The organism is Flavobacterium sp. CR10, assembly GCF_055814415.1.
Map to the genome: position 1 here is coordinate 325,857 of NZ_CP185985.1, position 19,958 is coordinate 345,814.

The following is a 19,958-nucleotide window of genomic DNA, read 5'->3' on the forward strand; positions in this document are numbered from 1 at the left end:
GAAGATAAAACTCAAATTCTATTATACAAATATTTTTTTTAAACTTTCTTTATAATATGGAACTTCCAAATTATAAATTGACTTTATTTTCTTTTTATCTAACAATGAAAAATTTGGCCTTTTTGCTGGAGTTGGATAAGAAGAAGATGGAATGCCGTTTACCTTACAATTATAACTTCCTAACTCTTTAATACTCAAAGCAAATTCATACCAACTTATTTCCCCTTCATTAGAAAAATTATATATTCCTGAAATCCAATTTGTTGAATTAACAATATCGATCATTGCCTGTGCTAGATCAGCTGCATAAGTTGGCGAACCAACTTGATCATTTACGACACTAATTTCCTGTCTTTCTTGCATTAAGCGTTGCATTGTTTTAACAAAATTGTTTCCAAATTTACTATAAACCCAAGAAGTTCTTATAATAATCGAATCAGGATTTTGTTTCAAGCATGCAGTTTCTCCCGCCAATTTACTTTCGCCATACACATTTATAGGATTTGTTAATGCTTCTTCATCTAATGCGACAGAAGAAGTGCCATCAAAAACGTAATCTGTAGAAATATGGATTAACTTCATTTTATTTTCCGCAGCATATTTTGCAATTATTTCTACCGCCGAAGAATTTACTGTAAAAGCCAATTCCTTTTCTGTTTCAGCTTTATCAACCGCAGTATAAGCACCGCAATTCAAAATCACATCTGCCTTAATTTCATTTAACTGAATAGGCAAAAGATCTAAATTGTCTAATGTGATTTTTGTTCTATCTGCAAAAATCCATTCATATTCTGGGTATTTTGATGATAAAACTGAAAGTTCTGATCCTAATTGACCATTTGCGCCCGTTACAAGAATTTTTTTCATTAAAATAGACTATTACAGTTTTCAATAAAAGGCAGAATCTGATCTTTATCAGAAACAATTGCATCATTCAAATCCATTCCCCAATCAATATTTAAAGATGGATCATCATATTTGATTCCTCCTTCTGAAGCTTTATTATAAAATTGATCACACTTATACATTACTGATGCTGTTTCACTGATCACTGAAAATCCGTGTGCAAAGCCTTGAGGAACTAACAATTGCTTTTTATTTTCTGCTGAAAGTAAAATACTAAATGATTTTCCATAAGTAGGAGAATCTTTTCTTAAATCTACAGCAACATCAATAATTTCACCTTCTAAAACACGTACTAATTTAGTTTGTGCAAAAGGAGGATTTTGATAATGTAATCCTCTTAAAGTTCCATATTTGGAAAATGATTGATTGTCTTGAACAAAATCAATACTAATTCCCAGATCTTCGAATTTCGTTTTACTATAAGATTCAAAAAAATAACCTCTTTCATCTCCAAAAACTGTTGGCTCAATAATAACTAAATCTTTAATGTACGTTTCTTCAACTTTCATATAAATTAGGTAAGTGTTTTTATTTTAATTAATTAAAAAAAGTGTTAATTACTTTTTCTATTCTTTTTTTATCTTCATTTGTAAGATTTGTTCCAGAAGGCAGACATAATCCATTTTCAAATAGCTTTTCTGATATTTTATTACCATAATAAGGATAGCTTTCAAAAATTGGCTGCCTATGCATTGGTTTCCAAATAGGACGTGTCTCAATGTCTGCTTTTTCAAAAGCTTGCAACAAATCATTCTTAACTTTGCTTGATTTTAGCAAAATTGTATTCAACCAATAGTTTGAAAAATAATCTTCATTTTTTGCCTCAAAAAGTTCGACTTCTTCTATAGTTGAAAAAAGTTCTCGATAAAATAAATGATTATTTCTTCTGGAATCTATTTTCTCTTGAAGCGTCTTTATTTGTCCTAATCCAATACCAGCACAAATATTACTCATTCTATAATTATATCCAATTTCACTATGCTGATAATGAATAGCATCATCTTTTGACTGAGTGGCATAAAAAATGGCTTTTTCCTTTACTTCTTTTGAATTTGATATTAATGCACCGCCACTTGAGGTCGTAATTATTTTATTTCCGTTAAATGACAATATTCCAAATTCGCCAAAAGTACCACAATGTTTCCCTTTATAACAACTTCCTAGTGCTTCGGCACTATCTTCAATAATTGGAATTCCATAACGATCAGCGATGGCATGAATTTCATCTATTTTATATGGCATCCCATACAAATGAACTGCAATTATTGCCTTTGGTTTATTGCCTTTTTTAATCCGATCCTTAATCGCTATTTCAAGATTTTCAGGGCATATATTCCAGGTTTCAGGTTCACTATCAACAAAAATAGGAGTTGCACCTTGATATGATATCGGATTAGCAGATGCTGAAAATGTCAAACTTTGGCAAATAACCTCATCTCCTTGTTTCACTCCCAATAAAATGAGTGACAAATGAATCGCTGATGTTCCAGAGTTTAACGCTGCAACGAATGAGTCTTCTCCGAAATAATTCTGAAGTTCAACTTCAAAATCATTTACATTTGGCCCACCAGAAGTAATCCAATTAGATTGTAATGCTTTCTCAATATATTCTATTTCAAAACCACTTTGCTGCGATAAGGATAAATAAATTCTACCCATTTAAATTCCAATAATCAGAAGGATATCGTGCATCATCTTCTTTTACATTGGACAATGGCAAAGTAGAAAATGATATTAATTTTGAGTCTTTTTCTAATGATTCTACTGCATTTGCATAACCCGCAGGAATATGAACAATTTTACTGTCAAATTCAGATACTTCTACTGTTTCAATAGTTAAATCTTTAGAAGGATTTTCCCAATTGTCAATTTTGACAAAATGGATTTTAAAAGATCCACTTACACAATAAAAATTCTTTGAATCTAATTTATGTCCCTGCCAAGCACGGATTGGGTTTTCTTCTGAATTAGTAATGATATAAAATCTTTCAATACCACTAAAACTAAAATCATTAACATATGAAATAGTTCCTCGGTGATCAGAAAAATTTCCTCCCTGAATTACTTCTGGACTCATACTTGTAATTTTAAGTTGCTTTTATTTATTAAGTAAAATTTTAATGAATACACTAAAAGCAATGGAACAATTATAATCGGAAATAATATATAATCGTTTATTTTTTGATAAAGTGATATTACTAAAATAGAAACCCCAATTTGTGCCAATGCATAATACAGCGAAACTAATCTATGCTGTATTTTATATTCATTGCTCAGAATTTGATACAAATGTAAACGATGCGCTTCGAATATATTTTGTTTTAAATAAAGCCTATGTAAAATGGTACAAACTGCATCAACACCGTAAACAGCTAAAAACAAAAGCCAAATAACTGAGTTTGTACTTAAAATTAATTTTAAAACTAAATAAATAATCCAAAATGCAATTGCAATACTACCAACATCACCTGCAAAACATTTAGCCTTTTTTCTATAATTAAAAAATAAAAATACAAGACTCGCAATCATTCCATATTTTATGAAACTGCCATCTGTAAACAGTTGAATTTTGGTATTGACATATAATAAAGACCCAAGTACTGCTAAAGTATAAAGTCCTGTTATACCATTAATACCGTCCATGAAATTGTAAGCGTTTATTAATCCAATGGCAAGCACATAAGATATAACAACACCCCAAATAGGCATAAGTGTAAACAAATTAAGATCTAAGAAAATAAATGTGATAGCGAGAAAATGAATTGAAATTCTAATTTTACTGGAAAGACTTTGAATATCATCCCAAAAGCTTACTACACTTACCAATGTAATTCCTGTAAAGAAAAAGTAATTAGTCTCTATATTTTGTACAAAATATAGCAAAGAAGAAAACCAAAAAATAATTCCTCCTCCTCGTAAAGTTACTTCAGTATGTGAACTTCTTTGATTTGGTTTGTCGATAATATTAAAACGATCAGCGACTTTGAAATAAAGAAGCATTAATATCATTAAAATAAATCCTATTATTATATATTCCATATTATCTAATTTATTCCTTCGATCCAAATATTTGGTTCACTTTCAACAAATAAGCAAGTTAGCCATCCTTTTAGTGACATCCTTTCATATAAAGCAACATCAATATCTTTGTATTCAGACTCAAAAAACTCCTTATTCAAGACTATATTTTCTCTATCGATAATAAATATATTATTAGGATCGTAGAATTTATATTTTCGAATTTCGCTATTTGTCGTTATCATTTTCCTTCTTGCTCCCACTGTTTCAAAAGTTCGCATTGTCAGCCCTTTTTGTCCAGGGTGATTTATGTCCAAAATAACTTTTGAACTCTGATATAAATGAAATAAATCTTTCGCTTTTAAACTTTCAAAACTCAATTTTTTATAATCAAACTCTTTAAATGTTTTATCAAAAAGTTTTTTATAAAAATAAACCAATCTACCCTGCATATAATAATAACAATACGCTCGAATACTATTTTTATTGCACCAATCAACTATATTGTTGCTTATACGATATCTATCTGAATGTGCTGTTCCTAAGAAAAGTAAATCATTTTGTATTTCTGCTTTTGAACTTATATCTACATCTTGATAAAAGTCTAAATAAAAAAGCGGTCTAAATTTAAGTCCAAATTTAACAGCATCATCTGAATCAAATGAAAATTTCTTATGGAAATATTTCAAAATTGCCAGTGCATTTTTGTTATTTGAAAAAGAATCCCAAGTATAAAAAATGCATTGGCACTGAGGTTGTTGTTTTTGAAACTCGCTTAAAAAAAATTCAGGAACAACTTCTCCTTTATTTACAAACAAGTAATCATATTTTTTAACACCTGTATCGTGTAAAATTTTATTATAGTACTTATTTATTTTTATTTGAAGTAAATCTCTCTTAAGTCTGATAATTCCCTTTGTAAAGTTATTGTTTGAAGGTCTCTCATCATAGTAATCAACATTTGCTCCTAACTGCTGTAATTTACTTAAAATTTCTTTCTCAAGATTAAAAGTCTGAACAGAGAAAAACAAAATGTTTTTATTTTTAAGAACTTCGTCAATTATCATTTTAAAAGACCTTTCTTCTTCATTTCCTCAAGAGACTTACTTAATTTATCTTCTTGGATTTCTTGCTGTAGTACCCAAGCAGAAAATTTTTGTATTCCTTCTTTGAAATATACTTTTGGCTCAAAACCTAAACGTTCTTTAATTTTCGCTAAATCTGCAAAATTATGACGAATATCACCTAACCTAAATCTTCCCGTAACAGTAACAGGCACCTCAATTTCATAAGCTTTTATCAATGAATTTGCAACTTCAAGTACATCTGTTGCAACACCAGTACCAACATTAAAAACATGTCCATTTGCTTCTTCTTTTTCAATTCCAAGAATTGTTGCAGCAACAACATCATCTATAAAAACAAAATCTCTTGTTTCTTTACCATCTTCAAAAATCTGGATTGGATTATTATTTCTAATCTGTGTAGAAAAAATAGATAAAATACCTGTATAAGGATTTGACAAAGATTGCCCTGGTCCATAAACATTTTGGTATCTAAATCCTACCGGAGCGATTCCTATTGTTGGGCAAACGGTCATTATCATTTGCTCTTGGTTTTGTTTTGTAATTCCGTAAACAGAAGAAGGATGAATTTTTGAATCCTCATCAGTTGCCAACAATTCAAGCTCTTCTTTATCTGAAAAAGTAAGCTCAAAATTTCCTGCTAACATATCATTTTCATTTCTATGTGTCGGATAAACAATTCCCAACTTTGGATGTTTATATTTTCCTTCTCCATAAATTGAACGAGAAGAGGCAATTACAATTTTCTCAACTGAATTCTCATTATTTGCTAATATATCAAGCATTATTGCTGTTCCCTGGATATTAACTTCTGTGTATTTTTCTATACAATACATAGATTGCCCCGTTCCTGTTTCTGCAGCAAAATGAACTACTACATTCTGATTTTGAAGTGCTTTTTCCCAATCACTTCTTGAAGTTACTGTACCTTCAATAAAAGTAACTTTATCTTTTATACTTTTATAAAGAGGAGAAGTTTCTTGAGGATTTTCTCCGTGTATTTGTTTTGAAAGATTATCCAAAACAGTAACTATATGTCCCTTTTCTATAAGCTTAAGGGCTAAATTGCTTCCTATGAAACCTGCACCTCCAGTAATTAAAATGTTTTTCATATTTATTATTTCTAATTTTCTATAAATGTTCCATCAGGATTTGTTCTGTCCCAAACTTTTTTACTTAAATTATATCTTTTAACTATTCTTGCTGGAACTCCTACTATAACACAGTGATCAGGAAAAGAACCTCTAACAACAGAATTGGAACCAACTATACAATGATTTCCTAAAATAGTACCTGCCTGTATTACTGAACCAAACCCTATAAAACAGTTTTCTCCAATCTTTGTTTCCTTAAAAATGAGAGGTTGCTTTAAAATATGTACCCCAATTTCTTTATACTCATGATCTATATTTGTTATCATAACGTTTTCTGCGATTGTAGTGTCTTTCCCAATAATTAATTGGCCAGCAGATGTAACATGAAAATTCTGACCAATTGAAATATTTTCTTTAAAAAATATTGATGATTCGTTATTAACAACTTCTATACGAGAACCTGGAAAAATTCTTACTCTTTTAGCAAGGAAAATTCTATGGAAATTACCAATATAGATAGGTTTTCCAATATAGGAAGGAAATCCATACTTCCCTAAAAAAGGCATATACAAAATGCCTCTCAAAAACCAAAAAATCTTAAAAATCATAAAACTTAATTTTAGTTAATATTATTCTTCTAAAATATTTTATTTGATAATAAAACCAAAACAATAAAAAGCTCCAAACATTTATTAATTTATTAATTAGGGCTTGCTTTAAAATATACATATTTCCCATATGCATTTTTTTTAAATTTGCAGATAATCCACTATGCCCAAAACTAGGCTTACCCTCACCCGTAACTACTAAAGATTGTGGAGAGTAATAAAAACTAGAATTGGCACAATAACGAACCCACAATTCACCATCTTCAGCATGAGTCATTTTTTCATTATAGCCTCCATAAAGTTCAAAAAGTATTCTCTTAAAAATTACTGTAGAAGTCTGCGGATACATTTTTATCAATAACTCCTTTACATTTACTTTATGCAAAGTATTAATTTTTTTACCTAGTATTTTCAGTGTTTCATTATTCCTGCTACACCCAAGAAAATCAATATTTAAATTTTCTTTAAGTATTTTTATTTGATTTTCTATTTTATTAGGAAGCCATCTATCATCAGAATCCAACAATGCAATCCACCCCCCTGAAGAAGCCATCAATCCAACATTTCTAGCAGATGAAACACCTCCATTAGATTTGTTAATTAAATTAAAACTTATCTTACTCTTATTATTTATTATAAAATCCTCTACTATTTCTTTTGATTTATCTGTTGAACCATCATTAACAACAATCACTTCCATAATCCCATCATAAGTTTGTTCTAATATTGAAGTCATACATTTATGTATTGTCTTCTCTGAATTAAACATTGGAATTATTATTGATATTTTATCCATTGACCTAAATATATTTAAATAGCTAAAAAGTTAACTTAATCTATATTGTATTAAAGAAATTCTAATACTAAAGAAGCTCATTATAATTGTTTTTTTATTAATAAATTGTGTAAAACAGATAAGATAAAAGGATAAATCAAATCAATACTTATTCCTGAATAAATCCAAAAATTATTAAAAACTTGGAAAAAAATCATGGATAGTAAAATAGCAAAACCTGAATGAAAATATGAAGAATTCTTTATAATCATGAATAAAAAAACATTAAAAGTCATAAAAAAGAACATTAGAATAGGTCCTAACCAACCTAAGTACATAAATGGTAATGAATAGACTGTTGGTGCATTAATAATTTCAAAAACAAAGTAATCACTTAAATTTTCTGTTTCATTTGTTTGTAATTTTGCAAGTCTCTTCCCCAAAAAATCGGGAAAAATACAATTAACCATAAAACGATTAAATGATGTCACATCAACTTCCTTCTGTGAATGTGCACTATTAACAACGCTTTGCAGATTACCTAGAGGGGAGGCCAAATATAAATAAGACCAATAAAATTCTTTTGGTATGTTACTACTTTTAAACGTATCATCAGCACTTGTTATGTCCAAAATCATTTCCTCATTTTCTCTACTACTTACTGATCTTAAATTACCAAGAACACCAAATAAATAAAAAACACTTAAAATAAATAATAATAAATAAAGTAATGCCCTTAATTTAATAATCTTAATATTAAATAAATACAAAAATAAGCATGCTAATAGAATAAAAAATATGGTTCCTCTACTAACAACCCATAATTGAAATAATAAAAAATATAAAAAATAAAACAACAGTCTTTTATTGCGATTACATAAAAATTGATGAAAGATATAAATTGTATAATAAATTGTGAAAGATGCCAGAAAAACATGAAAAACAGGTATACCTTCAAAATCGCCATAACTTCCACCATGAGTAAACAATAAAACAAAAGGAATACCTCTATTGTCTATAAATTCTATCGCATAAGATATAGTTACTAATAAAAGGACAAACTTATTTTTTGCATCAGAGTTAATCTTCTTTAAAACAAATATATTCGTATTTCTGATCATTCTTCCCAAAAAAAAGGAAATCAAAAATGTAAAGGTTAAAAAAAGACCAACAGAAATTGTTAAATCTGGATAAGCATTGGACCACTTTAAATTATATATAAAGAAAATTAAAACAAAACTAAATATATATAAGTAAAAAGGATTGGTAAACCACTTAGTTTTCATTATTTCCAAATATGTTTTCTAACCAAAGTTCTATAGACAACATTGAATTATCTGAATTTACTGACAAATATTCTTTTATAAAGTCATGTTGAACGAATACATTCTTTTCATTAAAAAAAGAAAAAATTGCTGTATTTTTAACAAGTTGATCATGTTTGAGATTCTCATTATTGGTTAAAACTTTAACATTCATGGCAATAGCTTCAATTACTCTCATTGCTAAACCTGTTTGTCTCGGATTACTAACGTCTACCATAACTTTTGATTTGGACAAAATATTTAAATAGTTAGCCCTATTCATTGGAACAAAAGAAACAATAGACCTATCAAGAAAATTACCCTTTAAAATTTCTTTTAAATATGATGAAAATGGCATGTATAAAAAGGCCTTTAATTTATAATTATTGGCAATTGTAAACTCTCTAAAAGAAATAACCGCATCGTACCTTTCTGGAAAACACCACCCCATAAAGAAAAAATCATATTCTTTTTTTTGCTTAGCTTCTCTGTAAGGAATAAGGTCATCTGTATAAAATAACGGAAGATATTTTATAAAGGGCATATCATTGCAATCTTTAAAGTCAAATGAATAAACTTCATGAAATAAAGTGGCTACATTTGAAAATGAATTTGCCTCATTAGAATCCCACTGATACATTATTGTTTTTGCTTTTGGATTCAATTTCTCGAACTTATGGACAAAATCGTATGGTAGCATATAACCTCTAATCACAAATAAAAAATCATAATCGACATCTTTAGAATTTACTAAAATCGAATCATAATGTTTATTTTGAAACTTATTCAAATGATTTTTAAAAAAATTATTTATAATTTTAAATTTCCAGCCATAGTTTCTTTCAGCGTAAAAATCAACCGTAGCACCTAGCAATTCCAGTTTTTCCTTAATTAAAGTATGGTAATTATGAAAAATTGGACCAATAAATAAAATTTTTTTATTTTGAAAATTATTAGGCATATCGTATTTTGCTTGTTTTAATAAAATTAATCATTTAGTAGAATTAACTTCCTAATAAACTTTTGACAAACTCAAATTCAGTTTCCAAATTAGATGAAAAAATATTCTTTTTTAGTAATAGATTTTGGTTTCTAATTATAGTTTCATTATATTCTAAATCCAACTTTCGTTTAAGTATTTCATTTTTCAAATCACTGGCTTTCATAAATGCATCCGTATTTTCAAATAATGGGCTACTAACTCCATCAATATCAAGTTCAATTAAAGATGTCCCAGATAAGACTCCTTCCAAATATGCGCCCGAATTAATATTGATTAAAACAAAAGCTTTATCTAATAAATCTATTAGCCCTTGTTCATTTCCAACAACTTTTATGTCAGTTTTGATCTCATTTAATCTACATATTTCGCTAATCACATCTTTAATTTTCTTTATATCTTGAGTTGGATGTATTTTTATTATTATTCCGTTAAATTCTTTAATTTCAATTAAAATACTTTTTAAAATAGATTTGAATTTATTTAATGGAAAAACAGTCGGAGTGATTAAAATAGCTCCTTCAGTAGAATTGCCTTTCTCTCTAATTTTATTAAATTTAGTTGTTCCCACTATTTTGATCCTATCTTCAGCTAAACTAAACTTCAATCTTTCTTTTGAGATTTCTCCCCAACACATAAAATAATCTGAAAAGAGCACACTATAAAGAGATTTTTCCGAATTTGGTATTTCACCGTGTTGATGAGTAATTGTTTGGATATTGTTAAAATTTGCAACCTTGGCGAAATAAAAATCAGGCAATAAAAAATCCTGTGTCGTAATTACCACTTTCGGCGTTACTTTGCTATAGAGAGCAGTTAAAAAATCAATATATTCTCTATATTCTGTAAAAATAAAACTCTCATTAATAGTGTAACCACTACATAAATCACCAAAATTAAAATTATAATCAGAGGTTTTAAAAAATATGTAAGAAAAATTATTTTTTACACAGTATTCTTCAACACATTTATGATTTGTAACAATAAGCAAATCTAACTTGTTAGGATACTCATTGATAAAATCTAGTAAAATTTTAGAATGCCTTGTATCAGCAATTGAAAAATTAATTGCAACTAATATTTTGTACTTATCTTTCTTGAAATTATTCTCTAAAAGTATCTTTTTAGAAAATATTATTTTTTTTAATAACCCTACAAATAATTTAACAAGACTTTTCCACCAAATCGTATTACGTAAACCTACCTCTTTTAAATACTTAAAGGTTATCAAAGATTCTTCTAAGGCATACTCTTTATATTTTTTATCTATGGATATAGATTTTAGAACATTTTCAACTATTAAAGTCAAATTATTTTTCATTAATTTTTTTTGAATTATTTAATAACTACATTCTCAAAAAAGTCTCTTCAACGATCGAACCAATCTCCTCTTTAACTACTTAAAATTAACTCTGTCTTTAGCAAATATCACTTTGAAGAAGTTCAAATCAATATTAAAAAATTTAAAACATAGAAATACAAAAGATATAAAAATAATAATCTTGAATATTAAATTTGCTAATATGCTAAAATTAAATAATTCATCATAAAGTAGTGGTACCAATACAATTTGTAAAATTAATATGCCTTGAGTAATGATATACTTTTTAGTAATAATCGTATGGCATTGAAAGATAATATTTGAAAATAAAAAAGAAGCCGCAGAGGCAATTATAGCACCATAGCAACCATAATGCGGAATTAAAATAAGATTTAGAACAACTGAAATGACAGCTGAAATAATAGAAATGAAAGAAACCATTTTTTGTTTTTTATTTGCTATCATTAAGATATTTAAATAAGTATTAATACCCGCAATAACTACAGAAACGATAAAGAATGGCACTAACTTATATCCCTCTTTAAAAGCACCTGATGTTGCGATTGCAAAGAATTCTTTACTAAAAATAGAAGTACCAAAAGCTCCTGCAAAAAGAGCAAGTAAATAGAATTTGTATAATCTTAAATTCGTTTCCTGAAAATTTTCATTAAAATATTCCTTGAATAAAATAGGCTCAAATGTTTTATACAGGGCTTGAATTACAATATTTAAAACAGTCGCTAAAGTTATTGCAACAGAAAAAACACCTAATTGATCTAGTGAAATATATCTTTCTAAAATTACCCGATCACTTAAAGAAACAAATAAAAAAGCCAGACTTCCTGGCAAAATGGGCAAAGTAAAATGTAACGCTTCCTTTATTAATTTAAAATTTATCTTGAAAATACTATTTTTATAAATCATATAAAAATAAACAAACATATAAGGAACATTAATAACTAATCTTGCATAATAGCTTCCCAACAAACCTTGATTACAAATAACCACAAAAACATAAACCATCAAAAATTGAAGTAAAGTCCTTGACAAACTTAACATTAAAAATCCTTTTGCATTTTCTTTAACTCGATATAATACTAAAGGGATAATGGAAATTACATCAAAAAAATTGTTTAAAATTGCTAATTGGAAATAGGGTTTAAATGGAATATTAATACTAAAAACATCTATTAATATTGGAAAAAAGACCATTTGAAGAACTATCAAAAAGCAATTGAATCCAAAAATAAACAGAAAAATACTGCCAATTAATTCTTTTTTGGAATTTTCATCTTTTACACTGTAATAATGACGTAAAACAAAGGTATTTAAAGATAAAGCTGCAATCACAAATACAAATGTCATTACTGAATTGGTATAGCTTACAATACCATATTCATTTGCTGTTAGGTATTTTGTTAAAATGGGTAATAAAAGAAATGAAACAATTCTTGGAACAATTTCTCCTATTGAATAATATATAGTGTTTTTTACGAGTTTCTGAGACATTAAATATTTGAAGGATTTGCTTTTTTTTTTAAAACATTTAAATAAAAAATTAAAATTAATATGACTGAAAAGTTACAGAAAATGAACTATAACAAAAATTGCGTTAGCTTATATATTATGGAACATATATTATAGTAAAGACATTTATACAATGTTTATTATTAAAACTAGGGCACTTTAATATGTGTTAGATCAATTTTAGAAAGATAAATGGCAGTACTTATCTTATTTTCATGCGCAGAATAATAGCTTATCCATAGATAACCATCTTTAATAACCATTCCAGGATAGCCACAATCACCGCTACTTGGTAAAGTCGCTAATTTAGTGTATAAATTATCACTGAAATTAAAATAACCAAGGATTGCTTTTCCATTATCTCTTCCAGATAAAATTAAACCATTTTTAAAAAACACGAAATTAGGCCCTCCAATACTAACAATTGGGATCTCACCTATTGTTTCCCATTTTTCACCTTTATTTGTTGACTTTAATAAAACAGAAGGTCCTTCGTTTCTTCTTACCAAGCTATAAAAATCTCCGTTTTTGTCAACACGAATGGTTGCCTCTGATGGTATTGCTCCAATTTTTTCAAAATATCCTCCCTTATTTATAAAATTCATTCCATCTTGACTACTATATAGGTCAAATATTCCCTTTGTATTGTAACCAAAAGAATAAGCAACATCTTTATACCATGTCACACGCCAAGGCCAAGCTTCATTCCCCTTAATTCTTGCTGTTTCCTTTTTTTTATTATCGAGTAATACTGGCTGTAGATTGTTCCATCCCACCTTATTCCATTCAGAAACAAAATCTTTAAATTCGACAACTCCACCATTCAGCCAAACTGAACCATGAAGATAAACTGATAACCTATTACCATTTACAGAAAATTTAGGATCGCGCAAATCGGTTCCATCAACACTAAACTCTTTTATAAATTTCCATTCTTTGCCATCTAAACTATTAAAAATCTTAATAATTCCATCACGCCCATAAGCATGCTTATCTGACTCTCTATATACTAAAAAAAATTGGTTTTCAAAAAAAACCAAGTCCGTAAATGCATTATACAACTCTACCCCATTAAAGGTTATTCTTTGGGTTACTATTTTAACTGAATCATTCTCATCCTGAGCTGTACAGGAAAAACAAAACACTGCACAAAGTAAAAAATTAAGTATTTTTATTTTCATATAATTTTTATTTAACAATATAATTCCACTTTAATACATTTCCATTTTCCGGATTTATAACATCATTGTAATCTTATAAACAAATAAGCCATTAATTATTATATATCCCTCACATTTTTATAGTTAAAGAAGGATAACTTTAAAGTCATTATAACTAAAATTAATATCTTAATTTCTCATTATTTCTATAAGCTTTTAATGCCATTTCGATATATAACTATTTTAAATTCTTGCGGAAAAATCATAGCTTTCTTTTTTTAAACTGCATATTACATTAAGTATATCTACTGTTTAAATCCTTCTAAAGAATGTAAGTAAAAATTTAATGCCTTTTCTAAATATTCTTCTCCTAGTATTCTCTCTACAAACTCTCTAAATACACCATTTCCACTCTCTTTATCTAATATAAGATTACAATGCTTTTTAACATAACTCGGGGCATTAGCAGGACAAGCGCTTATACCCACATTTTTTAGAACTAGAATATCATTAATATCGTCTCCTATATAAGCAACTTCTAAAATAGATATGTTATATTGTTGACATAAATCCTCAACTATTTGAAGTTTATTCTTGACACCCATAAATAAAATATCTATACCTAATTTATTTGCTCTATTTTTAACAATATTATTTTTCTCTCCCGTAATAATTCCTACGGGTATTTCTAGTAACCTACAAAAAAGAATTCCAGCACTATCTGATGTGTTATACTTTTTAAATTCGTTTCCTGTATTATCATAATACATTCCACCATCAGTCCACACACCATCAATATCAGTAAGGATAAGTTTCGGGAGAGTTAGAATCATAATATTAATTTATAAAATGAGGGTAAATTATCTCATTAGCATCCACGTCTTCACTTAATACCTGACCAATAAGTTGCTTTCTTTCATCCCATTTTAGGCCATCTCCTGGACTCAATAAGTGCAAATCAGATTCAGAAATAATATGCCCTTTTTTCAAATCCTTCAGAGTTGCAATAGATCTTTCTAATTTAACTCTCGCTGATTGTACTGAATCCGCAATAAATATATCTTCAACTCCCATAGAAAGTTCTAGATTTCTAATATCTCTTACCATTCTTTCGATTCCTTCAACTGCTAAAGATCCTGCCTGATCAGTTCCTTTCATTAATCTATCTAGTGTAATATGCTTTTCAATTATTTTGGATCCCATTGCGACTGCTGCAATTGGTGTCGCAATACCAATTGTGTGATCTGAGTAACCAATTACAAAATCAGAATAATTATTCTGAAGATATTTGATTGTATTCAAGTTTACATTTTCATATCTTGTAGGGTATTCTGATACACAATGCAGAATACCAATATTGCTATGATGTTTTGTTATTACTTCCAAAGCATTATCTATCTCTTTTACACCCCCCATTCCTGTAGATAAGATTATTGGGATTTTTGTTTCTGCCATTGCATTCAATAGTGGCAAATTTGTTAAATCTCGCGAAGCAACTTTTAACTTATCAGGTGTAAATAATTTTAACAAACTTAAACAACCAACAGCGCAAAGTGTTTCCACGAAATCTAGTCCATAACTTTTAGCATAATTATAAATTTCCAAATGCTCTTGGTCATCCAATTCTAAAAATTCCCTATGTTCCCCATAGGTCTTACCAAAAGAATGGGGTGTATCATAAGGTTTAGCCATTTGAGAAGCAGATAGTTCCTGTTTCAAATCACGTTTAGTTAGCTTAACTGCATCCATTCCATTTAACTTTTTGCCAAAAAGTTTATCAACAACAGGCCTTGATACTACATCAATAATTAATTTTGCAATATCAACTGAACCATTATGATTCTGACCGATTTCACCAATAATATATGTCATTTTGAATATTTTTTTATGTTATTAATCATTTTATATTTATATTTTTCATTAGAATCTATAAAATCAATTAAGAAACTAATTCTATTATGATTTTCATTAGTTTCCAAATAAAGAGATGCTAAATTATCAAAATCTTCTTTATCATCCAATGTCAATCTTATGTCTTCCCTTAAGTAAACCTCTGAGGGGCTATTTACTAATTTAACATTAAAAATTTCTGAATTTGAATAAATGAAATTTGTAACGTGCTCTTGAAAAACTGATTCATTTTGAAGCTCTGAAACTTTTATTAAAGCTCTTAATGATACAATTTCAGCAAACAAACCAATATGCGTTTTTATAACAGGAATTTTTAAATAGTTACAATAACTTATATAATCCAGTTTCGGTTGTTCCTCAAGTTCTTTAATTAAATAAGCTATGGAGTCCATGTTCAGAAAGGGATTATCTGAACAGATACGCACTAAGTGTGTAAGATTTTTTTCTAACCCTACCTCAACAAATCGGCTCAATACATTTTCTTCACTGCCTTGATAAAAATCAATATCATGCTTTACTGCAAATTCACTCAAAATATCATCATTAAAATTTGTTGAACTAGCGAGAATAATTGGATATATAGAAAACCTTAATTTTAATTTTTCGATTAAAATATCTAATATAGATTTATTTTCATAAAATCTCATTAGAACTTTATTAGGAAGCCTACTTGAGCCTGTTCTTGCTTGAATTACAATACCAAGCTTAATATCTTTATGCTTTTCCATTCAGAGAATAATTACAAAACCATACTAAAATGTTTTTACAAATCTTTTAAAAATCAAAAATAAAATTGTTAAAAAACTAGTAAGGAATCCTCCAAGAATAAGCCCCTTTAACTTACCAAATTTTTCTTTTTCTAATGGCAAAATTGGTCTGTCTATAACTTGAATTAAAGGAGTTTCTCTTCTTAAAGTAACTTTAGCCAGTTCAGTTTGTTTTACTAATTCAGTTAAAATAGCTGTGTTTGCTTGTACATCTACTTGTCTCCTAACTGAAGGAGCTCTTCGTACATTTAAGGCGGGATTTAAATTAAAAGTATTATCATTAGCTACAGCAACCCCTGTTATTGCACCATTAAGTTCATTTCGGATTGAATCCGTTTGATACTCCAAAATATCCATGTTTAACCTCGCCTTTTTGCTTTTTGTATCAATATAAAATTTACCTACTTGTTTAGCCAGAGCCTCACAGAAATATTTAGAAAACAATTCATCTGTTGAAGAGACTTCCATAGTAATAATTGACGCTTTTTTATCTTTAGTAGCGACGTTTAAACCTGAATTTGAAAGCTTTTTATAGATTTCTCCTAAAATACTATCTTGGATCCTAGTAAATTCTTGTCGTTTCTCATCAGGTAAAAATTTAATATTTTTCAAGTTAGGTTTTTCATTCCAGCTTTCTCGCCATTCATTGTTCTGAATATACATTTCAGCCAAAGAAATTGTTTTACCATTTACTATAACGGGACTTAACAATGTTTTTTCAACCATTGCTCTTGATTTAAAAAGCTCAGTTAAATTAGCACCTGTAAATATTCCTCCAGCATTACCGCCTAAATCAAGTCCTAATGTACTTGCAAGCCCTAATGCTCCACCTAATCCTCCCCCTCCCTTTTCATCTTCTAAAGCAAAAGACAATGTCGCTTTATATATAGGTTTTTTAATTATAGAGTACACTACACCTAAAGAAGCTCCAATAATTCCAGCGATTAAAATTATCCTCCATTTAGAAAGCAAATATGCATACCATTCTGATGCTTTAGACAATAATTCTTTTAGTGAAATTTCGTCGTTGTCTATAGTATTATTCATTATAAAATTATTTAAAAGCAGTTACAATCAACAATGCCAAACTAGTCAGTACGCTTCCTATACTTACCCATTCTCCCGTACTCATCTTTTTTGTCTCAGGTTTTTCAGGTACAACTATCTGTGAATCTGGTTCAACGTTTGGATAAAACCTAAAAAATAAAAATGATTTAGTTACATCTGCTTTTCCATTAGGATAAATAATATATGCTTTTTTCTTCCAGCCCTTACTATCAACTCCTCCAACCGCATTAATATAATATTTAAATCCTTTCCCTGATCTATATGGAATTTCAGATGTCAATAATACATTTCCTGTTACTTTTACACCTTCATTATAGGTCGCGACTTCTATTTCATCACCAGGAAACAAAGTCACATTAGAATAATGGTTTTTGTCCTTTACTATTTTTTCCCAATTAATTGGAATCGTCGAAAACTTTAAATCGTTTTCTAGCTTATTTATTAACTTATTATTTAGCGTATCCGTTTTCAAATTCAAATCTACACTTTTTAACTTTTCAATCTGATCTTCCTTAATGGGTCTAAGAATTTTCATCCCTTCCAAATTAGCTACAGATGTCAATCCACCAGCTCTCATTACAACATTATAAACCGTTTCTTTTTTATTTGCTAAAACATATTTCCCTGGATAGGCAACAGCACCTTTTATAACTACCATCTGTGGTTTTTCATAAACTGCAATTCTTCGAATATTAACTACATCAAAAGGTTTTAAAATAAAATTCTTGGCTTGTTCATTACTATCTGCAGCAATTTCGAATTGAACTAATTCGATACGTTTTGGATCGGAATCATCTATAATATCAGATTTTATCATTCTAGCAATTTCAACTCTTTTAGATGCTGATCCTGTCAAACCTCCAACTTGAACAATTAAATCGTTAAGAGTCAAATTCTCTAAATAATCATATACCCCAGGATTCTTTACTTCTCCATCAATAGTGACTTTATATTCTTCTCTAAAATCAAGGATAGAATAAACCGTAACTATATCTTCTCTTTTTAATTCAATATCAGCATTTAAATCACCTGACAATGCAGCATTTAAATCGACATTCATAATTTCTGTTGTCAAATCAGTTTTTAGACGTATTATTCGTGCTCTTTTACTGTATGCATCTTCTTTTAGTCCTTCAGCTCTAGTTATAAGATCAGATACGCGCATACCTTCAGTAAATGAGTAATAATCAGGTCTAAAAACGGCTCCTTCTATTTTAATTCTATTTTCAAAACGATTTAATATTTTTGTAATTCTAAAAACATCTCCTGATTGAGGAAGGTAAGAATTGTATTCACTTTCATTTATGTCATGAACTTTAAATTCTTTACCTGTTTTCTGTAATACATTTACTGAAGCTGTATAAGCAAATTCATTAAAACCTGAAGCAAAATTTAATAAGTCTGAAAAGGTTTCTCCTTTTTTCATTTCAAAAATACCTGGACGTTTAACTTCTCCTTCTACAGTAACACGTTGACTATACGCTGGAATTCTTATAACATCATTTTCTTTTAAAGCAACATTGTCAGATTGATCTCCCTTTACTAAGAATCTATATATATCAATATTCTTATAGACTTTATTATTTCTAATTAATTCAATATTTCTATAACTTCCATTTTTTCCTGGACCTCCAGCTAAATGTAGAGCGTTATATACAGTTGCTAAAGAAGAAATTGAATAGTTCCCGGGCTGTTTACCACCTACAATCGTTATTTTTATTGTTCTTATTTGGCTTAAACTAACGCTTACCTGTGATTGTCCCGAACGAACAGTACTATAAACTTTTGCGATAGCAGCTTTTATTTTTTGAGTTGCAGCTTCAATAGACATTCCAGATACTGAAATTTGTCCCACATATTGAATAGCTACTTTGCCCTCAACCGAGACTGGTATTGATGCATTATACTCTTGAACACCATAAACACTTACTTGCAACTCATCACCTGGGCCTAAAACATAATTCACTGGAGTTGCCATCTTTAAATCTGGTTCAAAATTTAAAGTTGGATTGTCAAACAATTCAGAACCAAAAATCAAGACATTAGTAGAGTCTTTAACTTTGTCATTTTTAATTTTGTCTTGTTTTCTACCAAAACCACTTTTGTCTTCTTGTTTTTGGGATTTATCTTCAATGCCTTTATTTAATCTTGTTGAATATTCATTAAGTCTTGTCTTTAATTTATCATATTCCGTCTGACTCATTCCTTTTGATAATGCCATTGGCTCAACTTGTTCAATTGTAGTATTATTACTTTTTAGTTGTGCACTAATTTTAGCTATGTCATCATCAGATAAATAATCTACCTTGACAGTACTTAAGTCTTTTCCTTTTAGAATATCTTGTGCCTTAACATGATAGGAAAATATAAAAGTAAAAAACAGAATAAGAACGTATATTATTTTTTTCATGTTG

At 28.7% G+C, this 19,958-nt stretch carries 19 protein-coding genes; all 19 read right to left on the bottom strand.

What is annotated here, in order from left to right; all coding sequences use genetic code 11:
- Window positions 1-21: 21 nt before the first annotated feature.
- The 19 genes from rfbD to ACNRYB_RS01625 all read right to left on the bottom strand — a co-directional run bounded on the left by rfbD (window position 22) and on the right by ACNRYB_RS01625 (window position 19,954).
- On the bottom strand, window positions 22-867 hold the full coding sequence (rfbD, locus tag ACNRYB_RS01535) for a dTDP-4-dehydrorhamnose reductase (protein ID WP_129747929.1): 846 nt from the start codon (window positions 865-867) through the stop codon (window positions 22-24).
- A complete protein-coding gene (gene rfbC, locus ACNRYB_RS01540; RefSeq protein WP_129747930.1) occupies window positions 867-1,415 on the bottom strand; it encodes a dTDP-4-dehydrorhamnose 3,5-epimerase in 549 nt (182 codons plus the stop codon). Before rfbC ends, rfbD begins: the two co-directional genes overlap by 1 nt.
- A gap of 28 nt (window positions 1,416-1,443) precedes the next feature.
- Window positions 1,444-2,565: a DegT/DnrJ/EryC1/StrS family aminotransferase gene (locus ACNRYB_RS01545; RefSeq protein ID WP_129747931.1), complete on the bottom strand. Its 1,122-nt coding sequence runs from the start codon at window positions 2,563-2,565 to the stop codon at window positions 1,444-1,446.
- Window positions 2,558-2,983, bottom strand: coding sequence for a cupin domain-containing protein (locus ACNRYB_RS01550; RefSeq protein ID WP_129747932.1), 426 nt, complete (start codon window positions 2,981-2,983; stop codon window positions 2,558-2,560). Before ACNRYB_RS01550 ends, ACNRYB_RS01545 begins: the two co-directional genes overlap by 8 nt.
- On the bottom strand, window positions 2,980-3,945 hold the full coding sequence (locus tag ACNRYB_RS01555) for an MraY family glycosyltransferase (RefSeq protein ID WP_129747933.1): 966 nt from the start codon (window positions 3,943-3,945) through the stop codon (window positions 2,980-2,982). The genes ACNRYB_RS01550 and ACNRYB_RS01555 overlap by 4 nt, the downstream gene beginning before the upstream one ends.
- Before the next feature lie 5 nt (window positions 3,946-3,950).
- Complete coding sequence (locus ACNRYB_RS01560) at window positions 3,951-4,991, bottom strand: WaaS/CpsH family glycosyltransferase (RefSeq protein ID WP_129747934.1); 1,041 nt, start codon at window positions 4,989-4,991, stop codon at window positions 3,951-3,953.
- Window positions 4,988-6,121 (bottom strand): NAD-dependent epimerase/dehydratase family protein, encoded by a 1,134-nt coding sequence (locus ACNRYB_RS01565; RefSeq protein WP_129747935.1) that lies wholly within the window; start codon window positions 6,119-6,121, stop codon window positions 4,988-4,990. The genes ACNRYB_RS01560 and ACNRYB_RS01565 overlap by 4 nt, the downstream gene beginning before the upstream one ends.
- Before the next feature lie 11 nt (window positions 6,122-6,132).
- On the bottom strand, window positions 6,133-6,711 hold the full coding sequence (locus tag ACNRYB_RS01570) for an acyltransferase (protein WP_129747936.1): 579 nt from the start codon (window positions 6,709-6,711) through the stop codon (window positions 6,133-6,135).
- Window positions 6,701-7,507, bottom strand: a complete 807-nt coding sequence (locus ACNRYB_RS01575; protein WP_473729060.1) for a glycosyltransferase family 2 protein — start codon at window positions 7,505-7,507, stop codon at window positions 6,701-6,703. The genes ACNRYB_RS01570 and ACNRYB_RS01575 overlap by 11 nt, the downstream gene beginning before the upstream one ends.
- Before the next feature lie 80 nt (window positions 7,508-7,587).
- Entirely contained in the window at window positions 7,588-8,772 is a 1,185-nt protein-coding gene (locus ACNRYB_RS01580) for a hypothetical protein (protein WP_129747938.1), read from the bottom strand.
- Window positions 8,762-9,751: a WaaS/CpsH family glycosyltransferase gene (locus tag ACNRYB_RS01585; RefSeq protein ID WP_473729061.1), complete on the bottom strand. Its 990-nt coding sequence runs from the start codon at window positions 9,749-9,751 to the stop codon at window positions 8,762-8,764. The genes ACNRYB_RS01580 and ACNRYB_RS01585 overlap by 11 nt, the downstream gene beginning before the upstream one ends.
- Window positions 9,752-9,794: 43 nt before the next feature.
- Window positions 9,795-11,111 carry a hypothetical protein gene (locus tag ACNRYB_RS01590; protein ID WP_129747940.1) on the bottom strand — a complete coding sequence of 439 codons (1,317 nt, stop codon included), beginning with the start codon at window positions 11,109-11,111 and terminating at the stop codon, window positions 9,795-9,797.
- Window positions 11,112-11,186: 75 nt separating this feature from the next.
- Entirely contained in the window at window positions 11,187-12,620 is a 1,434-nt protein-coding gene (locus ACNRYB_RS01595) for a lipopolysaccharide biosynthesis protein (protein WP_473729062.1), read from the bottom strand.
- A gap of 167 nt (window positions 12,621-12,787) precedes the next feature.
- On the bottom strand, window positions 12,788-13,819 hold the full coding sequence (locus tag ACNRYB_RS01600; RefSeq protein WP_129747942.1) for a hypothetical protein: 1,032 nt from the start codon (window positions 13,817-13,819) through the stop codon (window positions 12,788-12,790).
- Window positions 13,820-14,103: 284 nt separating this feature from the next.
- Window positions 14,104-14,631: a KdsC family phosphatase gene (locus tag ACNRYB_RS01605; protein ID WP_129747943.1), complete on the bottom strand. Its 528-nt coding sequence runs from the start codon at window positions 14,629-14,631 to the stop codon at window positions 14,104-14,106.
- 4 nt (window positions 14,632-14,635) lie between these two features.
- Window positions 14,636-15,670 (bottom strand): N-acetylneuraminate synthase family protein, encoded by a 1,035-nt coding sequence (locus ACNRYB_RS01610; protein ID WP_129747944.1) that lies wholly within the window; start codon window positions 15,668-15,670, stop codon window positions 14,636-14,638.
- Window positions 15,667-16,437, bottom strand: a complete 771-nt coding sequence (locus ACNRYB_RS01615; protein WP_129747945.1) for a cytidylyltransferase domain-containing protein — start codon at window positions 16,435-16,437, stop codon at window positions 15,667-15,669. Before ACNRYB_RS01615 ends, ACNRYB_RS01610 begins: the two co-directional genes overlap by 4 nt.
- Before the next feature lie 24 nt (window positions 16,438-16,461).
- Window positions 16,462-17,523: a Wzz/FepE/Etk N-terminal domain-containing protein gene (locus ACNRYB_RS01620; protein ID WP_129747946.1), complete on the bottom strand. Its 1,062-nt coding sequence runs from the start codon at window positions 17,521-17,523 to the stop codon at window positions 16,462-16,464.
- Window positions 17,524-17,530: 7 nt separating this feature from the next.
- The gene (locus ACNRYB_RS01625) at window positions 17,531-19,954 is read right to left on the bottom strand and encodes an SLBB domain-containing protein (RefSeq protein ID WP_473729063.1); all 2,424 of its coding nucleotides are present in this window, start codon (window positions 19,952-19,954) and stop codon (window positions 17,531-17,533) included.
- Between the last annotated feature and the right edge of the window lie 4 nt (window positions 19,955-19,958).